The organism is Streptomyces pyxinicus (assembly GCF_024753135.1).
GTDB lineage: Bacteria > Actinomycetota > Actinomycetes > Streptomycetales > Streptomycetaceae > Streptomyces > Streptomyces pyxinicus.
Window position 1 is genome coordinate 54,950 of record NZ_JANUGP010000013.1, and the last position, 25,675, is coordinate 80,624.

General features: G+C 73.7%; 24 protein-coding genes, 2 pseudogenes and 1 riboswitch. Of the genes and pseudogenes, 16 read left to right on the plus strand and 10 right to left on the minus strand.

Features of this window, described 5'->3' with window-relative positions:
* Positions 1–39: 39 nt before the first annotated feature.
* The 7 genes from NX794_RS18600 (at position 40) to NX794_RS18630 (ending at position 8,715) form a co-directional block, all read left to right on the plus strand.
* Positions 40–1,329 (plus strand): inorganic phosphate transporter, encoded by a 1,290-nt coding sequence (locus NX794_RS18600; RefSeq protein ID WP_258779688.1) that lies wholly within the window; start codon positions 40–42, stop codon positions 1,327–1,329.
* A gap of 37 nt (positions 1,330–1,366) precedes the next feature.
* Positions 1,367–1,594, plus strand: coding sequence for a hypothetical protein (locus NX794_RS18605; protein WP_258779689.1), 228 nt, complete (start codon positions 1,367–1,369; stop codon positions 1,592–1,594).
* A gap of 166 nt (positions 1,595–1,760) precedes the next feature.
* A riboswitch (cobalamin riboswitch) is annotated at positions 1,761–1,832 on the plus strand.
* Between the two features lie 120 nt (positions 1,833–1,952).
* Positions 1,953–2,894, plus strand: coding sequence for a cobalamin biosynthesis protein (locus NX794_RS18610; protein WP_258779690.1), 942 nt, complete (start codon positions 1,953–1,955; stop codon positions 2,892–2,894).
* Entirely contained in the window at positions 2,891–4,399 is a 1,509-nt protein-coding gene (locus NX794_RS18615) for a cobyric acid synthase (RefSeq protein ID WP_258779691.1), read from the plus strand. Before NX794_RS18610 ends, NX794_RS18615 begins: the two co-directional genes overlap by 4 nt.
* 205 nt (positions 4,400–4,604) lie before the next feature.
* Positions 4,605–6,635, plus strand: coding sequence for a putative cobaltochelatase (locus NX794_RS18620; protein ID WP_258779692.1), 2,031 nt, complete (start codon positions 4,605–4,607; stop codon positions 6,633–6,635).
* The gene (cobO, locus tag NX794_RS18625; RefSeq protein ID WP_258779693.1) at positions 6,635–7,234 is read left to right on the plus strand and encodes a cob(I)yrinic acid a,c-diamide adenosyltransferase; all 600 of its coding nucleotides are present in this window, start codon (positions 6,635–6,637) and stop codon (positions 7,232–7,234) included. The genes NX794_RS18620 and cobO overlap by 1 nt, the downstream gene beginning before the upstream one ends.
* A complete protein-coding gene (locus NX794_RS18630; protein ID WP_258779694.1) occupies positions 7,231–8,715 on the plus strand; it encodes a cobyrinic acid a,c-diamide synthase CobB in 1,485 nt (494 codons plus the stop codon). The genes cobO and NX794_RS18630 overlap by 4 nt, the downstream gene beginning before the upstream one ends.
* 35 nt (positions 8,716–8,750) lie before the next feature.
* Here the strand turns inward: NX794_RS18630 and NX794_RS18635 are convergent, their stop codons facing one another.
* Positions 8,751–9,485 (minus strand): ZIP family metal transporter, encoded by a 735-nt coding sequence (locus NX794_RS18635; protein ID WP_258779695.1) that lies wholly within the window; start codon positions 9,483–9,485, stop codon positions 8,751–8,753.
* Between the two features lie 133 nt (positions 9,486–9,618).
* On the opposite strand from NX794_RS18635, the pseudogene NX794_RS18640 reads away from it, so the two are divergent.
* From NX794_RS18640 to cobC, 3 genes and pseudogenes are all read left to right on the plus strand, one after another.
* Positions 9,619–10,020: pseudogene (locus NX794_RS18640) on the plus strand (cobalamin biosynthesis protein); the annotation flags it as partial.
* Positions 10,021–10,172: 152 nt separating this feature from the next.
* Positions 10,173–10,940, plus strand: a pseudogene (locus tag NX794_RS18645) (sirohydrochlorin chelatase); the annotation flags it as partial.
* A 13-nt stretch (positions 10,941–10,953) separates the two neighbouring features.
* The gene (cobC, locus tag NX794_RS18650) at positions 10,954–12,018 is read left to right on the plus strand and encodes an Rv2231c family histidinol phosphate aminotransferase CobC (RefSeq protein WP_258779697.1); all 1,065 of its coding nucleotides are present in this window, start codon (positions 10,954–10,956) and stop codon (positions 12,016–12,018) included.
* Between the two features lie 75 nt (positions 12,019–12,093).
* Here cobC and NX794_RS18655 read toward each other — a convergent pair whose 3' ends face one another.
* From NX794_RS18655 to NX794_RS18675, 5 genes are all read right to left on the minus strand, one after another.
* Positions 12,094–13,002, minus strand: a complete 909-nt coding sequence (locus NX794_RS18655) for an SCO1860 family LAETG-anchored protein (RefSeq protein WP_258779698.1) — start codon at positions 13,000–13,002, stop codon at positions 12,094–12,096.
* A 142-nt stretch (positions 13,003–13,144) separates the two neighbouring features.
* Positions 13,145–14,236, minus strand: coding sequence for an amidohydrolase family protein (locus NX794_RS18660; protein WP_258779699.1), 1,092 nt, complete (start codon positions 14,234–14,236; stop codon positions 13,145–13,147).
* Positions 14,237–14,254: 18 nt separating this feature from the next.
* Positions 14,255–15,049: an amino acid ABC transporter ATP-binding protein gene (locus NX794_RS18665; protein ID WP_258779700.1), complete on the minus strand. Its 795-nt coding sequence runs from the start codon at positions 15,047–15,049 to the stop codon at positions 14,255–14,257.
* Positions 15,046–15,885: an amino acid ABC transporter permease gene (locus tag NX794_RS18670; protein WP_258779701.1), complete on the minus strand. Its 840-nt coding sequence runs from the start codon at positions 15,883–15,885 to the stop codon at positions 15,046–15,048. The genes NX794_RS18665 and NX794_RS18670 overlap by 4 nt, the downstream gene beginning before the upstream one ends.
* Complete coding sequence (locus NX794_RS18675) at positions 15,882–16,730, minus strand: transporter substrate-binding domain-containing protein (protein WP_258779702.1); 849 nt, start codon at positions 16,728–16,730, stop codon at positions 15,882–15,884. The genes NX794_RS18670 and NX794_RS18675 overlap by 4 nt, the downstream gene beginning before the upstream one ends.
* A 194-nt stretch (positions 16,731–16,924) precedes the next feature.
* Here NX794_RS18675 and NX794_RS18680 point away from each other — a divergent pair, with 194 nt between their 5' ends.
* The 6 genes from NX794_RS18680 to thpD all read left to right on the plus strand — a co-directional run bounded on the left by NX794_RS18680 (position 16,925) and on the right by thpD (position 22,075).
* Positions 16,925–18,025: a pyridoxal-phosphate-dependent aminotransferase family protein gene (locus NX794_RS18680; RefSeq protein WP_258779819.1), complete on the plus strand. Its 1,101-nt coding sequence runs from the start codon at positions 16,925–16,927 to the stop codon at positions 18,023–18,025.
* A gap of 66 nt (positions 18,026–18,091) precedes the next feature.
* Positions 18,092–18,619, plus strand: a complete 528-nt coding sequence (locus tag NX794_RS18685) for a DinB family protein (protein WP_258779703.1) — start codon at positions 18,092–18,094, stop codon at positions 18,617–18,619.
* Positions 18,620–18,874: 255 nt separating this feature from the next.
* Entirely contained in the window at positions 18,875–19,393 is a 519-nt protein-coding gene (gene ectA, locus NX794_RS18690; RefSeq protein WP_258779704.1) for a diaminobutyrate acetyltransferase, read from the plus strand.
* Positions 19,394–19,425: 32 nt separating this feature from the next.
* Positions 19,426–20,697 (plus strand): diaminobutyrate--2-oxoglutarate transaminase, encoded by a 1,272-nt coding sequence (gene ectB, locus NX794_RS18695; RefSeq protein ID WP_258779705.1) that lies wholly within the window; start codon positions 19,426–19,428, stop codon positions 20,695–20,697.
* 72 nt (positions 20,698–20,769) lie between these two features.
* Positions 20,770–21,174, plus strand: coding sequence for an ectoine synthase (locus tag NX794_RS18700; protein ID WP_258779706.1), 405 nt, complete (start codon positions 20,770–20,772; stop codon positions 21,172–21,174).
* A gap of 7 nt (positions 21,175–21,181) precedes the next feature.
* Complete coding sequence (gene thpD / locus NX794_RS18705; RefSeq protein WP_258779707.1) at positions 21,182–22,075, plus strand: ectoine hydroxylase; 894 nt, start codon at positions 21,182–21,184, stop codon at positions 22,073–22,075.
* A 67-nt stretch (positions 22,076–22,142) separates the two neighbouring features.
* Here thpD and NX794_RS18710 read toward each other — a convergent pair whose 3' ends face one another.
* From NX794_RS18710 to NX794_RS18725, 4 genes are all read right to left on the minus strand, one after another.
* The gene (locus tag NX794_RS18710; RefSeq protein ID WP_258779708.1) at positions 22,143–23,204 is read right to left on the minus strand and encodes an aminotransferase class V-fold PLP-dependent enzyme; all 1,062 of its coding nucleotides are present in this window, start codon (positions 23,202–23,204) and stop codon (positions 22,143–22,145) included.
* Between the two features lie 96 nt (positions 23,205–23,300).
* The gene (locus NX794_RS18715; protein WP_258779709.1) at positions 23,301–24,020 is read right to left on the minus strand and encodes a DsbA family oxidoreductase; all 720 of its coding nucleotides are present in this window, start codon (positions 24,018–24,020) and stop codon (positions 23,301–23,303) included.
* A gap of 72 nt (positions 24,021–24,092) precedes the next feature.
* Positions 24,093–24,599, minus strand: coding sequence for a GNAT family N-acetyltransferase (locus tag NX794_RS18720; protein WP_258779710.1), 507 nt, complete (start codon positions 24,597–24,599; stop codon positions 24,093–24,095).
* A gap of 49 nt (positions 24,600–24,648) precedes the next feature.
* Positions 24,649–25,257: a DUF1349 domain-containing protein gene (locus NX794_RS18725; RefSeq protein ID WP_258779711.1), complete on the minus strand. Its 609-nt coding sequence runs from the start codon at positions 25,255–25,257 to the stop codon at positions 24,649–24,651.
* Positions 25,258–25,675 lie beyond the last annotated feature (418 nt).

Genomic DNA, 25,675 nt, shown 5'->3' on the forward strand with positions numbered 1-25,675 from the left:
GTTCATCGCGCCAATGACTTCGAACGATTGCCTGGGTAAATGGAAAGCTTCTCGCTGATCCTCGCGATCGTGGTGATCACCGCGCTCGCGTTCGATTTCACGAACGGTTTCCACGACACCGCCAACGCGATGGCCACCACCATCTCCACCGGCGCCTTGAAGCCCAAGATCGCGGTGACCATGTCCGCCGCGCTCAACCTGGTGGGTGCCTTCCTCTCCGTGGAGGTCGCCAACACGATCTCCAAGGGGCTCGTCGACGAGAGCGGCATCCGTCCCGAGGTCATCTTCGCCGCCCTGGTCGGCGCGATCCTCTGGAACCTGGTGACCTGGCTGGTGGGCCTGCCCTCCAGTTCCTCGCACGCCCTGATGGGCGGTCTGATCGGTGCCACCGTCGCCTCCGCCGGCTTCGGCGCCGTGCACGGCGACGTGCTGGTCACCAAGGTGCTGCTGCCCGCCGTGGCCGCGCCGCTGGTGGCGGGCATCGCCTCGCTGCTGGCCACCCGCTTCTCCTACGGCATCGGCGGCAAGGCCGAGGGCGAAGCCACCCGCAAGGGCTACCGCACCGGCCAGATCGCCTCCGCCGGCCTGGTCTCCCTCGCCCACGGCACCAACGACGCCCAGAAGACGATGGGCATCATCACCCTGGCGCTGATCACGGGCGGTGCCATCGCCCCCGGCTCCAACCCTCCCACCTGGGTGATCCTCTCCGCCGGTCTGGCGATCGCGCTCGGCACCTACATCGGCGGCTGGCGCATCATCCGCACCATGGGCACCGGTCTGACGGACCTGGAGCCGCGGCAGGGCTTCGCCGCCCAGACCAGCGCCGCGACCGCCATCCTGGCCTCCTCGCACCTCGGCTTCTCGCTGTCCACCACCCATGTCGTCTCCGGCTCGGTGATGGGCGCGGGCCTGGGCCGCAAGGGCGGTGTGGTCCGCTGGTCCACCGCCACCCGCATGGTCGTCGCCTGGCTGCTCACGCTGCCGGCCGCCGCGCTGGTCGGCGCGGGCGCCGAGTCCGTCACGGACCTCGGCGACTGGGGCACCGCGGCCGTCGCCGTCTTCCTGGTCGCCGCGAGCGGCGCGATCTGGAGGCTCTCCCGGCGCGAGGTCGTCGACCACACCAACGTCGTCGCCGAGACCGGCGAGCCGGCCGGTGTGGTGACCACCGCCATCGCCGCCGTCACCCCGCCCCCGGCGGGCACGGTCGGCGAGCCCCTGACGGCCACCATCCCGGCGCCCGCCGCGGACCCGGTCCCGGCCTTCCCGCAGCAGGCGACCGCCCCGGCCGCCACCGCGAGCCCGGCGACCCCGCCGGCCGCCACCGTCTGACCCCGGTCCCTCCCCCGGAAACCAAGGAAGCGTCCCCATGAAGATCGACTGGGCGGCCATCGGCTCCGTCTTCGGCGTCAGCCTCGCGTTCGCGGTGGGCCTGGTGGCCCTGTTCACCCTCGGCGTCAACGGCCTGGCCCGGCGCGAGAAGGCAGCGGCCCAGGGCGGCACCGCCGGCCTCGCCGTCACCGGCGCCTACGTCTGCTTCGCGGCCTGCGCGGCGGCGGTGGCGTACGGCATCTACCTGATCGTGGCCAAGCCCTGACCCCATCCCCCTGAGGCTCCCCTCCGGCAGCGCCGGTCGGGAGCCTCCGGCATGCCCGCCGCGCCCCGGTGTGGGGATCGGCACACTCTCCTCCCGCAGGTCAACAGCAAGTTGACGGCCGTTCCGGGCGCGTGGTGGACTGCCCGGGCCATGTACGGCGGCAGGAGAGGAAGCCGGTGCGAATCCGGCGCGGTCCCGCCACTGTCACCGGGGAGGAGTCCCCGGGAGCCAGGAACTCTCCCCGCCGGCTCTCGTCGTACCAGGGCGCGGACACCCTGAGTGAGGACCCGAATCGCCATGCCCGGCTGCCGAAGGACCCGTACCAGGACCGCTCCCGCGCCCACGGCCGGCTGAGCCGATGGGTGCCGATCGCTGCTACGCGTACGGCGCCGCCGCCGGCCTTCTCGGCGACCTGCTCCTCGGCGACCCGCGCCGGGGGCACCCGGTCGCCGCGTTCGGGCGGGCCGCCGGAGCCGTCGAACGCGCGCTGTGGCACGACCACCGCGGCTGGGGCGCCCTGCACACCGCCGTATGCGCCGGTGGCGCCGTCGCGCTCGGGGCGCTCACGGCACGCGCCGTACGCCCCTCCCCCGCCGCCTCGGCCGCGCTGACCGCCGTCGCCACCTGGGCCGTCGTCGGCGGCACCTCGCTGGCCCGGGAGGCCCGCGCGATCGGGCGCGCCCTGGAGGCCGGGGACGTCGAGGCGGCCCGGGCCCGGCTGCCGCACCTGTGCGGCCGGGACCCGCAGGCACTGGACGCCGACGGGATCGCCCGGGCCGTGGTCGAGTCGGTCGCCGAGAACACCTCCGACGCCGTGGTGGGCGCCCTGGTGTGGGGCGCGGTGGCCGGGGTGCCGGGGCTGCTCGGGTTCCGGGCGGTCAACACGCTGGACGCCATGGTCGGGCACAAGTCGCCCCGGCTGCGCCGCTACGGCTGGGCCGCCGCCCGCCTCGACGACGTCGCCGGCTGGCCCGGCGCCCGCCTCACCGCCGTACTCGCCGCGCTCGGCGGCCCCGACCCGCGCGGTGCCGTCCGCGCCTGGCGGGCCGACGCGGGTAAGCACCCGAGCCCCAACGCGGGCCCCGTGGAAGCCTCGTTCGCGGGCGCCCTCGGGGTGCGCCTGGGCGGCACCCTCTCCTACGGCGGCCGGGTCGAGCACCGCCCCGTGCTCAACGGCACCGGGCGCGCCGTCCGGGTCGCCGACGTCGACCGGGCGGTACGGCTGTCCCGGCGCGTAAGCCTGCTCGCGCTCGGCGTGACGGTCGCCGCGCGCCGACTCGTGAAGGGACGTGCGAAGTGAGCGGTGGTCTGCTCGTCGCCGGCACCACCTCCGACGCCGGCAAGAGCGTCGTGACGGCCGGGATCTGCCGGTGGCTGGTGCGCCAGGGCGTGAAGGTGGCGCCGTTCAAGGCGCAGAACATGTCGCTGAACTCCTTCGTGACCCGGGAGGGCGCGGAGATCGGCCGGGCGCAGGCCATGCAGGCGCAGGCGTGCCGGGTCGAGCCGGCCGCGCTGATGAACCCGGTGCTGCTCAAGCCGGGCGGCGAGCAGAGCAGCCAGGTGGTGCTGCTGGGCAGGCCGGTGGGCGAGATGAGCGCGCGCGGCTACCACGGCGGACGGCAACAGCGGCTGCTGGGCACGGTGCTGGAGTGCCTGGCCGAGTTGCGGGGCACGTATGACGCGGTGATCTGCGAGGGGGCCGGATCGCCTGCGGAGATCAACCTGCGGCGGACCGACATCGTGAACATGGGGATCGCGCGGCGCGCGCGGCTGCCCGTGCTCGTCGTCGGCGACATCGACCGGGGCGGGGTCTTCGCCTCCTTCTTCGGCACGGTCGCCCTGCTCTCGCCCGAGGACCAGGAACTGGTCGCCGGGTTCCTGGTGAACAAGTTCCGCGGTGACGTCAGCCTGCTGGAACCGGGCCTCGACATGCTGAGGGACCTCACCGGACGGCCGTCGTACGGCGTGCTGCCGTTCCGGCACGGGCTCGGCATCGACGAGGAGGACGGGCTGCGGGTGTCGCTGCGCGGCACCGTGCGGGAGTCCAGCGTGGCGCCGCCGGTCGGCGCTGACGTGCTGCGGGTCGCCGTGTGCGCCCTCCCGCTGATGTCCAACTTCACCGACGTGGACGCGCTCGCGGCCGAACCGGGCGTCGTGGTGCGGTTCGTGGACCGGCCGGAGGAACTGGCGGACGCGGACCTGGTGGTGGTCCCGGGCACCCGGGGCACGGTCCGCGCCCTGGAGTGGCTGCGCGAGCGCGGACTCGCCGACGCCCTGGTGCGCCGGGCCGCCGAAGACCGGCCGGTGCTCGGCGTCTGCGGCGGCTTCCAGATCCTCGGGGAGCACATCGAGGACGAGGTCGAGTCCCGCGCCGGTGCCGTGCCCGGACTCGGACTGCTGCCCGTGCGGGTGCGGTTCGCCCGCGAGAAGACCCTGACCCGGCCGTCCGGCGCGGCTCTCGGCGAGCCGGTCGAGGGCTACGAGATCCACCACGGGGTCGCCACCGTCGAGGGCGGCGAACCCTTCCTGGACGGCTGCCGGGTGGGCCAGACCTGGGGCACCCACTGGCACGGCTCGCTGGAGTCGGACGGCTTCCGGCGGGCGTTCCTGCGGGAGGTGGCCGCGGCGTCCGGCCGGCGTTTCGTGCCGGCCCCGGACACCTCCTTCGCCGCGCTGCGCGAGGAGCAGCTCGACCGGCTCGGCGACCTGATCGAACAGCACGCGGACACGGACGCGCTGTGGCGGCTCATCGAGTCGGGCGCGCCGGCGGGCCTGCCCTTCATTCCCCCGGGAGCGCCTGCGTGAGCGGGGTGCTGTCGGTGCCGGCCGGGGGCGCGAACCCGGTCCTCGTGCGGCTGCCGGGCGGCGAGCGGCCCGGCGCGGGCGTGGCGGTACGGCGGCACGGGTGCCTTCGTGCGGACCGCGGCCCGCGGGTCGAACCCAGCGTGCGGCCGCCGGAGCCGTCGCGCGCCAACTGTTCTGTGCCGGAAGGCTACTTGGAGGACCACCAGTGACCACCCCCTTCCCCTTCACGGCCGTCGTCGGCCAGGACGACCTGCGGCTGGCGCTGCTGCTGAACGCGGTCTCGCCGGCGGTCGGCGGCGTGCTGGTGCGCGGCGAGAAGGGCACCGCCAAGTCCACCGCCGTACGCGCCCTTTCGGCGCTGCTGCCCGAGGTGGCCGTCGTACCCGGCTGCCGGTTCTCCTGCGACCCGGCGGCACCGGACCCCGCGTGCCCGGACGGGCCGCACGAGCCGGGACCCGGCACCGCGCGGCCGTCCCGGATGGTCGAGCTGCCGGTCGGCGCCTCCGAGGACCGGCTGGTGGGCGCCCTGGACATCGAACGGGCCCTGTCCGAGGGCGTGAAGGCCTTCGAGCCGGGCCTGCTGGCCGACGCGCACCGGGGCATCCTGTACGTGGACGAGGTCAACCTGCTCCACGACCATCTGGTGGACCTGCTGCTGGACGCGGCGGCGATGGGCGCCTCGTACGTGGAGCGCGAGGGCGTCTCCGTGCGGCACGCCTCGAAGTTCCTGCTGGTCGGCACCATGAACCCGGAAGAGGGCGAGCTGCGGCCGCAGTTGCTCGACCGGTTCGGGCTGACCGTGGAGGTCGCCGCCTCCCGGGAGCCGGACCAGCGGGTGGAGGTCGTCCGGCGCCGGCTGGCCTACGACGACGACCCCGAGGGCTTCGCCACCCGCTGGGCGGGCGAGGAGACCGCCGTACGGCAGCGGATCGTCGCGGCGCGCGAGTTGCTGGGGCAGGTGCGGCTGGGCGACGGGGCGTTGCGGCAGATCGCGGCGACCTGCGCGGCCTTCGAGGTGGACGGCATGCGGGCCGACATCGTGATGGCCCGTACGGCGACCGCGCTGGCCGCGTGGGCCGGGCGGACCGACGTGCTCGCCGAGGACGTCCGGCAGGCGGCGCTGCTCGCGCTGCCGCACCGCAGGCGCCGCAACCCCTTCGACGCGCCCGGCCTGGACGAGGACAAGCTCGACGACACCCTGGAGCAGTTCGCCGGGGACGACGAGGGCGACGGGGGCCGGGACGACGATCCCGAGCCGGATCCGGACGGTCCCGGTGGCGGCGGGCAGCCCCGGCCCGACTCGGGGCCGCGGGAAGGCGGCGGCGGGGACGGCGCCGAGCGGCCGGAGACGGGAGAGAGCGGCGCGCCGGGGGCGCCCGGTGCCGGGGAGCAGCCGGCCGCCCGGGCCGCCGAGCCGTTCCGCACCAAGGTGCTGAGCGTGCCCGGGATCGGGGAGGGTGCCGCCGGGCGGCGCTCACGGGCGCGCACCGAACACGGCCGGACGACCGGGGCCCGCCGGCCGCGGGGCACGCTGACCAAGCTGCACCTGGCGGCGACCGTGCGGGCCGCGGCCCCGCACCAGCGCACCCGCGGCCGGTCCGGGCGCGGTCTGGTGGTCCGCCGGGACGATCTGCGGCAGGCGACCCGGGAGGGCCGCGAGGGCAACCTCGTGCTGTTCGTGGTGGACGCCTCCGGGTCGATGGCGGCCCGGCAGCGGATGAGCGCCGTGAAGGGCGCCGTGCTGTCGCTGCTGCTGGACGCCTACCAGCGGCGGGACAAGGTGGGCCTGGTGACGTTCCGGGGGTCCGCGGCCGAGGTCGCGCTGCCGCCGACCTCGTCCGTGGACGCGGCGGCCGTCCGGCTGGAGTCGCTGCCGACGGGCGGCCGTACACCGCTGTCGGCGGGGCTGCTGACGGCGCACGAGGTGCTGCGGGTGGAGCGGCTGCGCGATCCCGCGCGCCGGCCGCTGCTGGTCGTGGTGACCGACGGGCGGGCCACGGGCGGCCCGGACCCGGTGGCGCTGGCCGGGCGGGCGGCGCGGCTGTTCGCGGCCGAGGGCACCGCCTCGGTGGTCGTGGACTGTGAGTCGGGGATGGTGCGGCTGGGGCTCGCCGGGCGGCTCGCGGGCGAGCTGGGCGGTACGGCGGTCACGCTGGACGAGCTGCGGGCGGACTCGATCGCCGGTCTGGTCAGGGATGTGCAGGGAACGCAGGGGACTTCGAGGAGGGCCGCGTAATGCCGCAGGGACAGCCGAGTGTGGTGCCGGACGACGGACTGACGACCCGGCAGCGCCGGAACCGGCCGCTGGTGCTGGTGCACACCGGGGTCGGCAAGGGCAAGTCCACCGCCGCGTTCGGGCTCGCGCTGCGGGCCTGGAACCAGGGATGGCCGATCGGGGTGTTCCAGTTCGTCAAGTCGGCGAAGTGGAAGGTCGGCGAGGAGAACGCGCTGCGGGTGCTGGGCGCCTCCGGGCAGGGCGGGACCGTCGACTGGCACAAGATGGGCGAGGGCTGGTCCTGGGTGCAGCGGGACGCGCAGCTCGACAACGAGGAGAAGGCGCGGGAGGGCTGGGAGCAGGTCAAGCGGGACCTCGCGGCCGAGTCGTACCGGCTGTACGTGCTGGACGAGTTCGCCTACCCGCTGCACTGGGGCTGGATCGACACGGACGAGGTCGTGGAGGTGCTGCGGAACCGGCCGGGCACCCAGCACGTGGTGATCACCGGGCGGAACGCGCCGGAGAAGCTGCTGGAGTTCGCGGACCTCGTCACCGACATGTCCAAGGTCAAGCATCCGATGGACGCCGGCCAGAAGGGCCAGAAGGGCATCGAGTGGTGAGTGTGCCGGTGCCCCGGCTGGTCGTGGCCGCGCCCTCGTCGGGGAGCGGCAAGACCACCGTGGCCACGGGGCTGATGGCCGCGTTCGCCGCGCGGGGGCTCGCCGTGTCCCCGCACAAGGTCGGTCCCGACTACATCGACCCCGGGTACCACGCGCTCGCCACCGGACGCGCGGGACGGAACCTGGACGCGTACCTGTGCGGACCCGAGCTGGTCGCCCCGTTGTTCCTGCACGGGGCGCGGGGCTGTGACCTCGCGGTCGTCGAGGGCGTGATGGGGCTGTACGACGGGGCCGCCGGGCAGGGCGAGCTGGCGTCCACCGCGCACGTGGCGAAGCTGCTGGGGGCGCCGGTGGTCCTGGTGGTCGACGCGTCGTCGCAGTCGCGGTCGGTGGCGGCGCTGGTGCACGGGTTCGTGACCTGGGACCCGGAGGTGCGGATCGAGGGCGTGATCCTCAACAAGGTCGCCTCGGACCGGCACGAGGAGCTGCTGCGGGAGGCGCTGGAGTCGGTGGGGGTGCCGGTGCTGGGCGTGGTGCGCCGGGCGGCACCCGTACAGACGCCGTCGCGCCACCTGGGCCTGGTGCCGGTCGCCGAACGCGGCGCGGCGGCGGTGGACGCCGTCGCGGCCATGGCCGAGCGGGTGGCCCAGGGCTGCGACCTGGCCGCCCTGGAGGCACTGGCCCGCTCGGCGGGGCCCCTCCCCGGAGGCTCGGCCCCCTGGACCCCCGAACCTTCTCCCACCCACCACCCGACTCGGTCGGCTGGAGGGTCGGACCACGAACGGACCGCGTCGGCCGAGGGGCCGGCGGCGCCGGGCCCGGCAGCCGGGCCGTTGGGCGGTGGGCTCGGCCCGGTGGGACGGGAGTTCCGTGCGGGGCGGCCCGTGGTCGCCGTCGCGGGCGGTCCCGCGTTCACGTTCTCGTACACCGAGCACACCGAGCTGCTGGCCGCCGCCGGGGCCGAGGTCGTCGGCTTCGACCCGCTCAGGGACGAGGACCTGCCCGAAGGCACCGCCGGGTTGGTCATCGGGGGCGGGTTCCCGGAGGTGTACGCCGCCGAGCTGTCCGCGAACGAGCCGCTCCGCAAGGCCGTGGCCGAGCTGGCGCTGAGCGGGGCCCCGGTGGCCGCCGAGTGCGCGGGGCTGCTGTATCTGTGCCGGGAGCTGGACGGGCGGCCCATGTGCGGGGTGCTGGACGCGGGCGCGCGGATGACCGAGCGGCTGACCCTGGGCTACCGGGACGCCGTGGCCCTCGGCGACAGCGTGCTCGCGCCGGCCGGGACGCGGATGCGCGGGCACGAGTTCCACCGCACCGTCGTGGAACCCGGTGCCGGCCCCGACCCCGCCTGGGGCGTGCGGACGCCCGCTGCACGGGTCGAGGGGTTCGTGCGGCGGGGTGTGCACGCGAGCTATCTGCACACGCACTGGGCGTCCGAGCCCGGGGTCGCCCGCCGGTTCGTGGAGAGGTGCCGGACGTCATGAGCGGCCGCCCGGCGCCGGTGGCCGGGAAGGGGCGGTCAGCCGCCCGAGACGCCGACGACCAGCCAGATGAACGCCGCGCCCGCGATCGTGCACAGCAGGGTGGAGCGGGCCGGGTGCTCGTGGTGGGCCTCGGGGAGGATCTCGGCGGCGGCGAGATAGAGCAGCACACCGCCGAAGAGCCCGAGATAGCCGCCGAGCACCGGCTCCGGGATGTGGAAGAAAACGGTCGACAGCGCGCCCAGCAGGGGCGCGCAGGCGTCGGCCAGCAGCATGCCGATCGCCCGGCGGCGCGCGTTGCCGTACAGGCTGGTGATGGTGAAGGTGTTGAAGCCGTCGGCGAAGTCGTGCGCGATCACGGCGAGCGCGACGGAGGCGCCCATGCCGCCGCCCACCTGGAAGGCCGCGCCGATCGCCACGCCGTCCATCGCGCTGTGCCCGACCATCGCGGCCGCCGCCGTCAGGCCCACCTCGGGCGCCCGGTGGTCGTGGCCCTCGGCTCCGCCGTGCGCGGCCTGCCGGGCGGCCAGCGTGCGCTCCACCAGATGGGCCACCAGGAACCCGGCCACGAACAGCAGCAGGGCCGCGGGCACGCCGAAGACCTCGCGGTCCGCCGCGTGCAGCGCCTCCGGCAGCAGGTCGAGGCCGACCACGCCGAGCATGAGACCGCCGGCCAGTCCGAGGACGAGATGCCTGCGGTCGGTCACCCGCTGTGCCGTCCAGCCGCCGGCCAGCGTCATCAGGAACGCGCCGAGCGCGACGAAGACCGCCATAGGCACTTGCTATCCGATGTTGGCACCTCAGCGCACATCGGGCGGTTCCCATACCCGGCCGCACCCTGATATTTCACCCATCCCGAACCGCATGCACCCGTACGAGAGGACTGATCCCGTGGCCGCCGACGCCCCCACGCTGGTCGTCGGGATCGGCGCGTCGAAGGGCGTCACCGCCGGTGAGGTGCTCGGGCTGGTCGAGGAGGTGCTGCGCGAGGCGGGCCTCCCGGCGCGGTCGGTGGCGCGGCTGGCCACCGTGGACACCAAGGCGGCGGAGCCCGGCATCGTGGCCGCCGCCGAACGCCTCGGCGTGCCTCTGGTGGCGTACTCCGCCGGGGAGCTGGCGGCCGTCGCGGTGCCGAACCCCTCCACCGGGCCCCTCGCGGCCGTCGGCACCCCGTCCGTCGCGGAGGCCGCCGCGCTGCTCGGCGGCGGGGAACTCCTCGTGCCCAAGCGGAAGTCGACGGGCCGGCCGGCGAGGGCGACCTGTGCGGTCGCCCGGCGCCCGGGGGGTGGGCGGCACGCGGTGGTCGGACGCGACCACGCGCCGGGGACCCCCCTGCCCGCGTCGGACCCGGCGACGCTCGACATGATGACGGGGGTCACCGCGGGCACCGCCGCGACCCGTGCCGTCGCCGGCCGGACGGTGACCCCGCAGTACCGCCCCACCTCATCCTGGGAGACACCGTGACCACCCCGCCCGCCCTGCTCATCGCCGGACACGGCACCCGTGACGAGGCCGGAGCCGAGGCGTTCCGTGCCGTCGTGCGGGAACTGGGGCGCCGCCGGCCCGGCCTGCCCGTCGCGGGCGGCTTCCTGGAACTGTCCTCGCCGCCGCTGGGCGAGGCGGTCACCGCGCTGGTGGAGCGGGGGGTGCGCCGGTTCGCGGCGGTACCGCTGCCGCTGGTGTCCGCCGGGCACGCCAAGGACGACATCCCGGCGGCGCCGGCCCGGGAGCCGGCACGGCACCCGGGCGTCTCGTACGCCTACGGCCGTCCGCTCGGCCCGCACCCGGGTCTGCTGGGCGTGCTGGAGCGGCGGGTCGAGGAGGCGCTGGGCGGCACGGCCGGGCGGGGTCCCGGGGACCGGTCGGACGTCACCGTGCTGCTGGTCGGGCGGGGTGTGCGGGACCCGGACGCCGACGCCGAAGTGCATCGGGCGGCCCGGCTGCTCCGGGAGGGCCGCGGGTACGCCGGCGTGGAGACGGCGTTCGTGTCGCAGGCGGCGCCGGACGTGCCGAGCGGTCTTGACCGGTGCCTGCGGCTGGGCGCCCGGCGGATCGTGGTGCTGCCGTACTTCCTGTTCCCCGGCGTCCTGCCGGACCGGGTGCGGCAGCAGACCGACGGCTGGGCGGCGGCGCACCCGGACGCCGAGGTGCGCTCGGCGGACGTGATCGGACCGGAACCGGAGCTGGTGGACGTGGTGCTGGAGCGGTACGAGGAGGCCGTGCGCGGCCACGGGCGGGGTCATGCGTACTGAGGGCGGCGGGGGCGGCGGGCACGATCTGCGGCACCACGGGGACGCGGAGGTGCGGGACGACGGGGCCGCGCTGGTCGACCTCGCGGTCAACGTCCGCGCGGACACCCCGCCGCCGTGGCTGCGCGAGGAGATCGCCGGGTCGCTGGCCGGCCTCGCCGCCTACCCGGACGGGCGGGCCGCGCGGGCGGCGGTGGCGGCGCGGCACGGGCTGCCGGTGGAGCGGGTGCTGCTGACGGCGGGTGCGGCGGAGGCGTTCGTGCTGCTCGCCCGCGCCCTGAAGGTACGGCGGCCGGTGGTCGTGCACCCGCAGTTCACAGAACCGGAGGCGGCGCTGCGGGATGCCGGGCACACGGTGGACCGGGTGGTGCTGCGGGCGGCGGACGGGTTCCGGCTGGATCCGGCGGCGGTGCCGGAGTCGGCGGACCTGGTGGTGATCGGGAACCCGACGAACCCGACGTCCGTGCTGCATCCGGCCGCCGCCGTCGCCGGGCTGGCCCGGCCGGGGCGGGTGCTGGTGGTGGACGAGGCGTTCATGGACGCGGTGCCGGGCGAGCGGGAGGCGCTGGCCGGCCGCACCGACGTGCCCGGTCTGGTGGTGCTGCGCAGCCTGACCAAGACCTGGGGCCTGGCGGGCCTGCGCATCGGGTACGTGCTGGCCGAGCCGGGGATCGTCGCCGAGCTGGAGCGGGCCCAGCCGCTGTGGCCGGTGTCGACGCCGGCGCTGACGGCGGCCGAGGCGTGCGTGTCACCGCGCGCGCTGGCGGAGGCGGGGCACGCGGCGCACCGGGTCGCCGCGGACCGGGCCCACCTGGTCGCCGGGCTGGCCCGCTTCGCCGACCGTGGCGTACGGGTGGCCGGCCCGGCGGAGGGCCCCTTCGTGCTGGTCCGGATGCCGGGGGCGGCCGAGGTACGGCACCGCTTGCGCGCCCTCGGCTACGCCGTGCGCCGCGGGGACACGTTCCCGGGCCTGGACGAGAACTGGATCCGGCTCGCGGTCCGCGACCGGCACACAGCGGACGTCTTCCTGAAGGCCCTGTCGGCTGCCCTGCTTTGAGCCACCCGGCCGCCTCGCGGAACCGAGGCCGTACACGGAGGGGTGCCCGGCGCACCGGGCACCCCTCCCCCGCCGTCAGCCCCTGCGGCGCCGGGCCAGCGTCGCCGCGCCGCCTCCCGCCAGCAGCAGCGCGACGGCGCCGCCGGCGATGTACGGGGTGGCCGGACTGCCGCCGGTCTCGGCGAGGTCGGCCTCGGAGGTGCCGCCCTGGGGGTGGGTGCCGGTGGCCGGGGTGTGGCTCGGCGCGGGGCGCTTCGTGGGCGGGGCCGACGGGGCCTCGCAGGTGGCCTTGGCCAGGGTGACCGTGCCCTCGACGTCGGCCACGTTGAGCTTCAGCGGGTTGACGGAGACCTTGAGTTCGAGGGCGGTCGCGGCCGCCGTACGGGACGTGGTGGTCGTCTCGGAGAGGCCGAGGCGGACCTCGCCGACGCCGGGCACCTTCACCTCGACGGGAGCGCCGGCGGTGAGCGTGACCCGCTTGCCGAGGACGGTGACGGCGCCGAGCACGTTCGCGGCGGCGACCGGCTTCCGGCCGGCCTCGCAGGTGGCCTTGGCGGTGACCGTGTCGGCCTGGATCAGGGACAGCAGGGGCAGGCCGGGGACGTGCAGCCTGGCGTGGACGAGGCGGACGGAGCCCTCGGCGCGCTCGGCGGTCGCCGTGGCCCGGGACTGGGCCACGTCGGCGCCGAGCACGGTGAACGGCTTGCCGCCCGCGACCCCGTCGAGCCGGGCGGACAGCGCGGTCCGGTCGGCGCTGCGCGGTGCCTGGACCTCGTTGAGGGAGACGGCGAGCGGGACGTCGATGGTCTTGTTGAGCAGGGACACGTCGAGCCCGGTGCGCAGGACGACGGCGGAGGCGCGACCGTGGTCACCGGTCGCGTGCGCGGCGCCCGCGCCCAGGACCGCGGGCGCCGCGGTGAGGGCGGTGACCGTCGCCAGAGCGGCGAGACGGCGTGCGGACATGCGGAAGGTATGGCTGTTCAAGGCGGTGGGACCCCCAGAAGGAACCTGCTTGGGACACGTCAACCTTGTCCCCACTGTGGGTGAACGGACAGCTATCCAGGGTCACTTCACTCGATCGAGAAGTTTCCGCACACGCCTTCGACACACCGCGCACGCGCGTTCGCTACTCCACCACGGCCCCGTTCAGCACCACCCGCCGCGGCGCCGCCAGCACCCGTACGTCCGCCCGCGGATCGGCCTCGTAGACCACCAGGTCGGCCGGCGCGCCCTCGTCGAGCCCTGGCCGGCCGAGCCAGGCGCGGGCGCCCCACGTGGTCGCGGAGAGCGCCTCGACCGGGGGGATGCCGGCGGTGACCAGTTCCGCGACCTCGTCGGCGACCAGGCCGTGCGCCAGCGAGCCGCCCGCGTCGGTGCCGACGTAGACGGGGATGCCGGCGTCGCGGGCGGCGCGCACGGTGTCGTAGCGGCGCTCGTGCAGCCGGCGCATGTGGGCCGACCAGCGCGGGTACTTGGAGTCGCCGCCGTCCGCGAGGCGCGGGAAGGTCGCGATGTTGACGAGGGTCGGCACGATCGCGACGCCCCGCTCGGCGAACAGCGGGATCAGGTCCTCGGTGAGGCCGGTGGCGTGCTCGACGCAGTCGATGCCCGCCTCGACCAGGTCGCGCAGCGAGTTCTCGGCGAAGCAGTGCGCGGTGACCCGGGCGCCGAGCCGGTGGGCCTCGGCGATGGCGGCCTCGACGGGCTCGCGGGGCCAGCACGGGGAGAGGTCACCGAGGTCGCGGTCGATCCAGTCGCCGACCAGCTTGACCCAGCCGTCGCCGCGCCGGGCCTCCTGGGCGACGTAGCCGACCAGGTCTTCGGGCTCGATCTCCCAGGCGTAGTTCCGGATGTAGCGGCGGGTGCGGGCGATGTGCCGGCCCGCGCGGATGATCTTCGGCAGGTCCGCGCGGTCGTCGATCCAGCGGGTGTCGGAGGGCGAGCCGGCGTCGCGCAGCAGCAGGGTGCCGGTCCCCCGGTCGGTGAGCGCCTGCTTCTCGGCGGTGTCGGCGTCGACCGGGCCGTGCGCGCCGAGGCCGACGTGGCAGTGCGCGTCGACCAGGCCGGGCAGTGCCCAGCCCGCGACGGTGGTGATGTCGCGGGCGCCGGCGGGGCGGTCGTAGGAGACCCGCCCCCCGACCACCCACAACTCGTCGCGGACGTCCTCGGGTCCGGCCAGGACCCTGCCCTTCACGTGGAGTACGGCGCCATCGCTCATGCACCGCACCCTAACGACCTACGGTGTCTCCCCGCCCCCCTGCCCGGAGGTGCCCTCCTCGACCTCGGCCATCGCCGGGTCGAGCAGGCGGGACAGGAAGTGCCGGGTGCGCTCGTGGCGCGGGGAGCCGATGACCTGCCCGGGGCTGCCGTCCTCGACGATCACGCCGCCGTCCATGAAGACGACCCGGTCGGCGACCTCGCGGGCGAAGGTCATCTCGTGGGTGACGACCATCATCGTCATGCCGTCCTCGGCGAGCCCGCGCATCACCGCGAGGACGTCACCGACGAGTTCGGGGTCGAGCGCGGAGGTCGGCTCGTCGAAGAGCATCACCCGCGGGCCCATGGCGAGCGCGCGGGCGATGGCCACGCGCTGCTGCTGCCCGCCGGAGAGGCTGGCCGGGTAGGCGTCCGCCTTCTCGGACAGGCCGACCCGGGCGAGGTTCTCGGCGGCCACGCGGGCGGCCTCCGCCTTGTCCCGGCCAAGGACCCGGCGCTGCGGCAGCGTGAGGTTCTCGGTGACGCTGAGGTGCGGGAAGAGGTTGAACTGCTGGAAGACCATGCCGATCCGGCGGCGTACGGCGTCGATGTCGACGTCCGGGTCGGTGACCTCGGTGCCGCCGACGAAGACCTGCCCCTTGCTCGGCTCCTCCAGCAGGTTCACGCAGCGCAGCAGGGTGGACTTGCCGGAACCGGAGGGGCCGATGACGCAGACGACCTCGCCCCGGCCGATCTCCAGGTCGATGCCGCGCAGCACCTCGTTGTCGCCGAAGGACTTGTGCAGTGCCCGTACCTCGATCTCGGGGCGGCTCACCGGATCGCCTCCTGTGCCTTGGACTCCATACGGCGGACGACGAAGCTGAGCGGGACGGTGACCAGCAGGTAGCACAGGCCGGCCACCAGGATCGGCGTGGAATTGGCGGTCGTGCTCGCCAGGTCGCGGCCGAACTTGGACAGTTCCCGCTCCTCCAGGGTGACGCCGAGGAACAGCACCAGCGAGGAGTCCTTGAAGAGCAGGACGAGTTCGTTGGTCAGCGGCGGCAGGATGATCCGGAAGGCCTGCGGGACGATGATCGAGACCATGGCCCGCGCGGGCGAGAAGCCGAGCGAACGGGCCGCCTCCAGCTGCCCCTTGGGCACGGCCTGGATGCCGGCGCGGATGGTTTCGGCCATGTAGGCGGCCGAGACCAGGCCGAGGGCGATGGCGACCTTGCCGTAGGTGCCGCCGGGGATCTCGGTGCCGGGGAAGGCGAGCGGGACGGCGACGCCGACGAAGATGAAGATCAGCAGGGCGGGCAGGCCCCGGAAGATCTCGATGTAGACGCCGGCCAGCCAGCGGTAGGGGCCCACGGAGGACAGCCGCATCAGCGCGATGACCATGCCGAGCACCAGGCCGACGACGAAGCCGGACAGCGTGTAGAGCACGGTGTTCTTCAGCGCCAGCGTGATGACGTCCGGGAACATCTGCTGGGCGATGTCCGCCTGGGCGAACTGGTTCTTGAGCCGGCCCCAGTCCGCCGAGACCGCGAAGGCGATCACGGCGGCGACGAAGACGGCGTACTGCGCGCCGCGCGAGAGGGCGCGCTTCCGGCGCCGGGTCAGGCCCTTCTTCTTCGGCTGAAGGCTCGTGTCCGTTTCCGTGTCCGTCATGAGGCGGCGGGCGAGGCGACGGAGGCGTTGTACGGGCCGATCCACTTCTCGTAGATCTTCTTGTAGGTGCCGTCGGCCTTGGCGTCCTTGAGCGCCTTGTTGATGGCGTTCAGCAGGGCCTTGTTGCCCTTCTTGACGGTGAAGCCGTACTGCTCGCCGGTCTTGAGGTTGCCGACGACCTTGAACTTGTCCGCGTTGGCCTTGTCCTTGAGCCAGCCCTGGACCACCGGGTAGTCGATGACGACGGCCTGGACCTGGCCGGTGCGCAGGCCGTTGAGGACGGCGTCGGAGGACTCGAAGGAGACCGGGTCGTAGCCCTTGCCCTTGACGTAGTCCTCGCCGGTGGTCTGCGCCTGGGCGCCGAGCTTCTTGCCCTTGGCCTTGACGTCGGCCAGCGAGCCGATCCCGCTGCTCCTGTCGACCAGGACGGCCTGGGTGGCCTCGAAGTAGGGGTCGGAGAAGTCGACGTTCTTCTTGCGCTCGGCGGTGATGGTCATACCGGCGGCGGCCAGGTCGCACTGCCCGGAGTTCAGGAAGGCGCCGGTCTTGAAGTTCTCGAAGGGGGTGTCCTGGATCTGCTGCTTGACGCCGAGGTCCTTGGCGACCAGGTCGATCAGGGAGACGTCGAAGCCCTGCACCTTGCCGTCGATGTCCGACTGGAACGGCGGGTACGGCAGGTGGGTGCAGGTGGTGAGCTGTCCGCCCTTGGCGAGGTGGACGCCCTTGACGGTGGTCTTGCCGCTCCCCGAATCGCTGGAGGAGCAGCCGGCCACGACGAGCACGAGTGCGGCGGTCGCGGTGGTGGCGGCCAGAAGGCGGGTCCGGCGCCCGGGGAGGGTGGTCATGGAGGTCTCCAGTGGGGGGTGAGCGGGTTCCGATTATAAGGAGATGTTTGGGTGTCTCAAATCAAACCGATGGTATCCGAGCCGCCCGGCCTGCGAAGTCGCCGGTCGGGAGCGGTGGTGTGGCGAGGGTTACGCTCGTCTGCGTCGACGCCCGGTCGGCCCCGTGGACCCTCGTGAGCGAAGAGAGCAGCACCGTGACCCACCCCTTCCTCGATCTGCCCCCGCTGACCGCCGAGCGCTTCGCCGCCATCGAGGACCGGGTGGCGCGGTTGCTGGGCACCCGGCAGGACGTGCTGATCACGCAGGGCGAGGCGCTGCTGCCGCTGGAGGGCGCGATCCGCGCGGCGGCCGGTCCGGGCACGGTGGCCCTGAACGTGATCACCGGCCCCTACGGGCAGACCTTCGGGGACTGGCTCCGGGACTGCGGGGCGACCGTGCACGACATCGCGGTGCCCTTCCACACGGCGGTGACCGCCGGACAGGTCCGGGAGGCGTTCGCCGCGCACCCGGAGATCGACTTCGTGTCGCTGGTGCACGCGGAGGCGGCGACCGGCAACACCAACCCGGTCGCGGAGATCGGCGAGGTGGTACGGGAGCGGGGCGCCCTGTTCTATCTGGACGCGGTCGCCTCGGTGGGTGCCGAGCCGGTGCTGCCGGACGCGTGGGGCGTGGACCTGTGCGTGATCGGGGCGCAGAAGGCGATGGGCGGTCCGGCGGGGGTGTCGGCGATCTCGGTGAGCGAGCGGGCGTGGGCCCGGATGCGGGCGAACCCGGGGGCGCCGCGCCGCTCCTACCTGTCCCTGCTGGACTGGAAGGAGCGCTGGACCGACGCCGGGCGCCGGGCGCTGCCGCACGCCCCGGCGCAGCTGGAGATGCTGGCCCTTGAGGCGTGCCTGGAGCGCATCGAGTCGGTGGGCCTGGAGACGGTGATGGCCCGGCACCGGAGCGCCGCGCTGGCCACCCGGGCGGGTGCGGTGGCGCTCGGCGGCGGCCTGGAGCCGTACGTCCACGAGGCCGCGGACGCCGCGCCGGTCGCCACGACGCTGCGGGTGCCGTCGGACGTGGTGGCGTCGGAGGTGGTGGCACGGGCCCTGCGCAGCGACCCGGCGCTGCCGCTGGCCGCGGGCGGGGGCACCCTGTCCCGGGAGATGATCCGGGTCAACCACTACGGGGCGGACGCGGCACCGGGGGCGGTACGGGGCTCGCTGGCGGCGCTGGGCGCCGCGCTGGCGGAGTCGGGGCTGAGCGTGGACGTGGCGAGCGCCGGCCGAGCGGTGGACGCGGCCTGGGCCTGAGCCTCCGGACCGCCCGGCCCGCGCCCGCGAGGCCCCGCTGTCAGTGGCCCGTGCCATGCTCCCCGCATGACCATCGACGCGCCTCGCACCCTGCCCGACGGACGTCCCGTGCCGCTGATGACCGGCCCCGAGCGGGAGATGCTGGAGAGCTGGCTGGACTTCCACCGGGCCACGCTGGAGCTGAAGTGCCGGGGGCTGGACGACGGGCAGGTGCGGCTCGCCGCGGCGCAGCCGTCGGGGCTGACCCTGCTGGGGCTCGTCCAGCATCTCGCCGAGGTGGAGCGCACCTGGTTTCAGCGGGTGCTGGGCGGCCTCAGTCTGCCGCCGGTGTTCGCGGAGGAGACGGGGTACGTCCTCGATCCGGGGCGCGGGCTCGCGGAGGCGCTGGGCGCCTGGCGACGGGAGATCGCGCGCGGACGCGAGCTGTGCGCCGGGCTGCCGCCGGAGCGCACCGGGCGGATCGCCGACGGGCCCATGGCCGGCGCGGAGGTCAGTGTGCGCTGGGTGCTGATCCACCTCATCGAGGAATACGCCCGGCACAACGGACATGCCGACATTCTCCGGGAACGCATCGACGGAACCACCGGCGCCTGAATTCAAAAGGGGTTCACAATTCCCGTCAATTCACTGATCGATAGCCTCCCGACTTCTTCTTCCCGCTTTTTGCAGAGCTAAACAGGGAAGTTTTCCGGGAGATTTCGGCAGGTTTCCGGGCTGTGACACAGTCCACAGCGCGGCATTTTTGTCCCGTTTTGCCGTGGGGTAATTCCGACATTTCACTCAGGGCGTCCCGCCGCGCGGTGATCACCGTCGTGCATTTCCTCATTCGCCTCGCTAAATTCGTGCCGCATGACTGCCGCACCCGCAGACCTGCTCATCGACCGACCGGCGGTGGACGACGGAGCCGCGCTCTGGCGTCTCGCCAAGGACTCCGAAAAGCTCGACCTGAACTCCTCGTACAGCTATCTGCTGTGGTGCCGGGACTTCGCCGGCACCTCTGCGGTGGCGCGCGGTGCGGACGGGGAGCCGGTCGGATTCGTCACCGGATACATGCGGCCGGACCGCCCGGACACCCTGCTCGTGTGGCAGGTCGCCGTGGACGGCGCCCACCGCGGCCTAGGCATCGCCGCCAAGCTGCTGGACGCGCTGACCGCACGGCTGGCCGCCGAGCGCGGTGTCACCGAGGTGGAGACCACCATCACCCCGGGCAACACCGCCTCCGAACGGCTGTTCACCTCCTTCGCCACCCGGCACGGGGCGCGCGTCGAGCGCGAGGTGCTGTTCGGCGCCGAACACTTCCCGGACGGCCCGCACGATCCCGAGGTGCTGTACCGCATCGGCCCGCTGACCGACCTCACCGCCCGCTGACCGCTTTCACCGCCCACCGAGGAGCGATTCACGTGACCATCACCCAGCCCGACCTCAGCGTCTTCGAGACCCTTGAGTCCGAGGTGCGCAGCTACTGCCGCGGCTGGCCCGCCGTCTTCGACCGCGCACAGGGCAGCCGGATGTACGACGAGGACGGCCACGCGTACCTCGACTTCTTCGCCGGTGCCGGCTCACTCAACTACGGGCACAACAACCCGGTGCTGAAACGGGCGCTGATCGACTATCTGTCCCGGGACGGCGTCACCCACGGCCTGGACATGTCGACCACGGCCAAGCGGAGCTTCCTGCAGACCTTCCAGGACCTGGTGCTGCGCCCGCGCGACCTGCCGTACAAGGTGATGTTCCCGGGTCCGACGGGCACCAACGCCGTGGAGTCGGCGCTGAAGCTCGCCCGGAAGGTGAAGGGGCGCGAGGCGATCGTGTCGTTCACCAACGCCTTCCACGGCATGTCCCTGGGCTCGCTCGCGGTGACCGGCAACGCCTTCAAGCGGGCCGGCGCCGGCATACCGCTGGTGCACGGCACCCCGATGCCCTTCGACAACTACTTCGACGGCCAGGTCCCGGACTTCCTGTGGTTCGAGCGGCTGCTGGAGGACCAGGGCTCCGGGCTGAACAAGCCGGCGGCCGTGATCGTGGAGACCGTGCAGGGCGAGGGCGGCATCAACGTCGCCCGGCCCGAGTGGCTGCGCGCGCTCAAGGAGCTGTGCGAGCGGCAGGACATGCTGCTGATCGTCGACGACATCCAGATGGGCTGCGGCCGTACCGGCGCCTTCTTCTCCTTCGAGGAGGCCGGGATCACCCCCGACATCGTCACGGTGTCGAAGTCGATCAGCGGCTACGGGCTGCCGATGTCGCTGTGCCTGTTCCGCCCCGAGCTGGACGTCTGGGAGCCGGGCGAGCACAACGGCACCTTCCGCGGCAACAACCCGGCGTTCGTCACGGCCACCGCGGCCCTGGAGACGTACTGGACCGACGGCTCCGCCATGGAGAAGCAGACCCGCACCCGCGGTGAGCAGGTCGAGCAGGCGCTGATCTCCATCACCGAGGAGAACCTCGCCGACATCAAGGAGTACCGCGGGCGCGGGCTGGTGTGGGGCCTGGAGTTCCGCGACAAGGAGCGGGCCAACCGGGTCGCCCGGCGCGCCTTCGAACTCGGGCTGCTCATCGAGACGTCCGGCCCGGAGAGCGAGGTCGTCAAGCTGCTGCCCGCCCTCACCATCACCCCGGACGAGCTGGACGAGGGCCTGAGCATCCTCGCCCGCGCCGTCCGCGAGACCGTCTGACACCGAGGACCCGGCCGTCCGGAGCCGACGGCCGACCGACCGAAACCGCCGACCAGGAGGAAGAGCAGCACCGTGATCGTCCGATCGTTCAAGGAAATCGAAGGCACCGACCGGCACGTCAAGGCGAAGTCCGGCACCTGGGAGAGCAAGCGGATCGTCCTCGCCAAGGAGCGGGTCGGCTTCTCCCTGCACGAGACGATCCTCTACGCCGGGACCGAGACGTCGATGTGGTACGCCAACCACATCGAGGCCGTCGTCTGCACCAAGGGCGAGGCCGAGCTGACCGACCACGAGACCGGGAAGACGCACACCATCACCCCCGGCACCATGTACCTCCTCGACGGGCACGAGCGGCACACGCTGCGCGTCAAGGAGGACTTCCACTGCCTCTGCGTGTTCAACCCGCCCGTGACCGGACGGGAGGACCACGACGAGAACGGCGTCTACCCGCTGCTCACCGAGCCCGAGGAGGTGTGAGAAACCCATGGCCACTGCCACCGTGAAGGATCTCTACCCGACCCGCGGCACCACCGAGGTGACCGCACCCCGCCAGGACCCGGTCGTCTGGGGCTCCCCCGACGCCCCGGGCCCGATCGCCACGGCCGACCTCCAGGCGTTCGAGCGCGACGGCTTCCTCGCCGTCGACCAGCTGATCACGCCGGACGAGGTCGAGGTGTACCGCCGGGAGCTGGACCGGCTGGTCACCGACCCGGCGGTCCGCGCCGACGAGCGCTCCATCGTGGAGCCGCAGTCCAAGGAGATCCGCTCGGTCTTCGAGGTGCACCGGATCAGCGAGGTGTTCGCGAAGCTGGTGCGCGACGAGCGGGTGGTCGGCCGGGCCCGGCAGATCCTCGGCTCGGACGTGTACGTCCACCAGTCCCGGATCAACGTGAAGCCGGGCTTCGGCGCGAGCGGCTTCTACTGGCACTCGGACTTCGAGACCTGGCACGCCGAGGACGGGCTGCCGAACATGCGCACGGTGTCCGTCTCGATCGCGCTGACCGAGAACCTCGACACCAACGGCGGGCTCATGATCATGCCGGGCTCGCACCGGACGTTCCTGGGCTGTGCCGGGGAGACCCCCCGGGACAACTACAAGAAGTCCCTCCAGATGCAGGACGCGGGCACGCCCTCCGACGAGGCGCTGACCACGCTGGCGGGCGAGCACGGGATCCGGCTGTTCACCGGCCGGGCGGGCTCGGCGACCTGGTTCGACTGCAACTGCATGCACGGCTCGGGCGACAACATCACGCCGTACCCGCGCAGCAACGTCTTCATCGTGTTCAACAGCGTGGAGAACACGGCGGTGGAGCCGTTCGCGGCGCCGGTGCACCGGCCGGACTACATCGGCGCGCGGGACTTCACGCCGGTGCGGTAGCCGCGCGTGACCGACCCCGGGCCGGGGCCTCCTGTGTGGGACGGGAGGCTCCGGCCCGGTCGTGTGCTCAGCCCCTCAGTGCTTCCAGCAGCCGGTCGACGTCCGCGTCGGTGTTGTAGAGGTGGAAGGCGGCGCGCAGGTTGCCGGACCGGTTGGAGACCTCGATGCCGGCCTCGCTCAACTCCGGCTGGCGGGTGCCGAGTCCGGGCACCGAGACGATCGCCGAGCCGGGGGCGGCCAGCGGCTCGTGGCCGAGGCCGGCGAGGCCCGTCCGGAACCGGTCGGCGAGGGTGAGGGCGTGCGCGTGGACGGCGTCGATCCCCAGTTCCTCGATCAGTTCCAGGGAGCGGCGCAGCGCGGTGTAGGTGAACAGGGCGTGGGTGAGGTCGAACCGCCGGGCGGAGTGGGCGAGTTCGGCGACCGGGCCGTAGCAGCTGTCCCAGGGCGCCTCGCCCGCGACCCAGCCGGCCAGCACCGGCACGAGTCCGCCGAAGTCCTCGGGGACGGTGAGGAAGGCCGCGCCGTGCGGGCCGAGCAGCCACTTGAAGGAGACGGTGGCGGTGAAGTCGTACGCGTCGGCGTCCACCGGCAGCCAGCCCGCGGCCTGGGAGAAGTCGACGTAGGTGCGGGCGCCGTGGGCGCGGGCCGCCTCGCGCAGGGCGCGCAGGTCGGCGAGGCGGCCGTCGGCGGACTGGACGGCGCTGACCGCGACGAGCGCGGTGTCCGGGCGGACCGACTCGGCGATCCGCTCCAGCGGGACCGCCCGCACCTTGAGGTCGCCGCGGACGTGGAACGGGTTGAGTACGGAGGTGAAGTCGTCCTCGGCGGTGAGGACTTCGGCGCCGGCCGGCAGGGAGGCGGCGATCACGCCGGTGTGGGCGGCGACCGAGGCGCCGGCCGCGACCCGGTGCGCGGGCACGCCGGCCAGCCGGGCGTAGCCGGCCCGGCAGCTCTCCACGTCCTCGAAGAGCGGGAGCAGGGGCCGGCCCTCCGCGCGCAGCAGTGCCGCCTCGTGCAGGGCGGCGACGCCCCGGGCGGGCAGCAGGCCGTTGCTCGCGGTGTTGAGGAAGGCGCCCTTGGGGGTGAACTCGGCGCGGACGCGCTGGGCGAACGTCTCCGTGGTGTCCATGGACCCACTCTGCGGCCCGCGACGGTCCACGTCCATCGCCGATTTCTGCGTGGCTCCGATCAGACCTTCTTATACGTCCCCGCCGACCTGCGGTTTTCAGCCCCGCTGCGGCACCGCGCAGCCGTCCGGGCCGCAGGCCTGAGCGTCACCCTGGTCGACCAGGGTCAGCGGGGAGCGCTCGCCCCAGGCCTGGGTCAGCGCGTTCGTGAACACCTCGGCGGGCTGGGCGCCGGAGACGCCGTAGGCGCGGTCGAGGACGAAGAAGGGCACGCCGTTCGCGCCGAGCCGGGCGGCCTCGCGCTCGTCGGCGCGGACCTCGTCGGCGTAGGCGTCCGGGTCGGCGAGGACCGCGCGGACCCGGTCGGCGTCGAGCCCGGCCTCGACGGCCAGCTCGACGAGCCGCTCGTCGCCCTCGCTGAAGACGGACCGCTCCTCGGCGAAGTTGGCGCGGTACAGGATCTGCGTCAGGGCGTCCTGCCGGCCGTGCTCCTTGGCGAGGTGCAGCAGGCGGTGCATGTCGAAGGTGTTGCCGTGGTCGCGGTCCCGGGTGCGGTAGTCGAGGCCCTCGGCGGCGGCCTGGGCGCCGAGGTTGTCCTCGCCGGCCTGGGCCTGCGCCTCGCTCATGCCGTACTTGGCGGTCAGCATGGTGATCACCGGCTGGACATCGCCCTTGGGGTGGCCCGGGTCCAGCTCGAAGGAGCGGTGCACCACCTCGACCTGCTCGCGGTGCGGAAAGGCAGCCAGCGCCTTCTCGAAGCGGGCCTTGCCCACGTAGCACCACGGGCAGGCGATGTCGCTCCAGATCTCGACGCGCATTCTTCGGCTCTCTTCGGTCGTACGGCGCGGAGACCCTCTCCGCCCGGTACGTGAACCTTCAAGCAGCGGGGTTCATTCCCCGGTCCGGACGGCACGGCGCAGGTAGCGGTGGTGGTCGCCCTCGGTGAACGGGTTCTCGGGGTCCGGAACCCAGTCGTGGCGGGCGTAGAAGGCCTGGGCCCGCAGGTTGCCGGTGTGCACGTCGAGCACCGCCGCGCGCCGGCCGTCGGCACGCCACTGCTCCACGCAGGCCGCGTGCAGCGCGGTGCCGATGCCGACGCGCCAGTGGCTCGGGTCGACGTGGAACTGGAACAGCTCGACCGTGTCGGGGCCGACGCCGTCCGGGGTGCGGAAGGAGGCGATACCGACGATCCTCCCCTGCCCGATGGCGCACAGCACCTGGCAGTCGGGGCGCTCGATGGAGCCGCGCCAGGCCTCGGCCCAGTCGAGGCCGGCCTGCGGGACGCCGTCCGGGTAGTAGGTCGAGCGGGCCTTCAGGTGCAGTTCCGCGATGGTCCCGGCCTCCGTGGGCAGGGCGGTGCGGATGACGAGGGCGCCGGTGACGCGGTCGCTGATCATGCCGGGAAGGACGCGCCGGCCCCCGCGCGCGGTTGCGGGGGCCGCCGGCTCAGCTGCCGTCGCGCAGGTCGCCCGGCCAGGAGGAGCGGAACTCCAGGTGGTCGTAGGTGACCACGCAGCCCTCCCCGAGCGGCGACTGGGTCATGAACCCGACCAGAGCGGCGCCGGTCTCCTGCTCGTCCCCCAGCGTGAAGAGGCGGACGAAGGTCCAGCGCTCGCCGTCCCGGGAGGCGTGGAAGGCGAGGGCCCGGCCGGTCCGGCTGACCCGCAGCCACACCGTACGGCCCTCCACGGTGAAGGAGTTGGCGTCGTCGGAGTGCCCCCGGGTGACCACGGTACAGACGGTGGGCACGTCCGGGGAGTTCTCCAGGCACAGCTTGGCCCAGGCCCGGTCGCCGACGTGCGCGTAGAGCACCCCGGCGTCGAACGCGGCCCGGAACCCCACGGTGACCCGGGCGATGAGCTGGAAGTCCCCCTCGGGCGCCCCGAGCAGCCGGGGCGCGTCGGAGACGGGCTCGACCGACTCCCCGACAGGCGTGACGAACCGGTCCTGCCGGGCCCCCGCCCACCCGGTCAGCACCCCGTCCTCGTAGGACCAGTTCCCGTCGGGCCCGTAGGTGCGCAACGGGAAGGGCAGTTCGGGTATCTCGAAGTCCATCGGGCCATGATGACAGGGGGACGGGGGCGGTCCCGGTGGCCGGGGCGCCTGGGGATGCGGGGCGCCACCGGCTGTCCCAGAGGCCGCGGGCAGGCGCTACCACGCGGCCCAGGGCGACGATTCCGTCACCACGGGTCGGCGCCCGGGAGGGACCGCCACTACGGGGGAGCCGGCCTCTCCCCGCTGCCTGGTCTCCCCATGCCGCAGGGCGCCATGGGGGTCGTCCCGGAAACACACCGCTCGCGCGTGCACCAGGGGCGACGACGGCCGTCCCGGGCGCGGGGGCCGGAACCACCACTGCGCACCCCGGGGACGCGAGGCACTACCGCGCGCGGCCCAGGGTGACGATTCGCGTCACCACGGTCGGCGCCCGGGAGGGCCGCCACTACGGGGGAGCCGGTGGCGCCCCGCTGTCTGG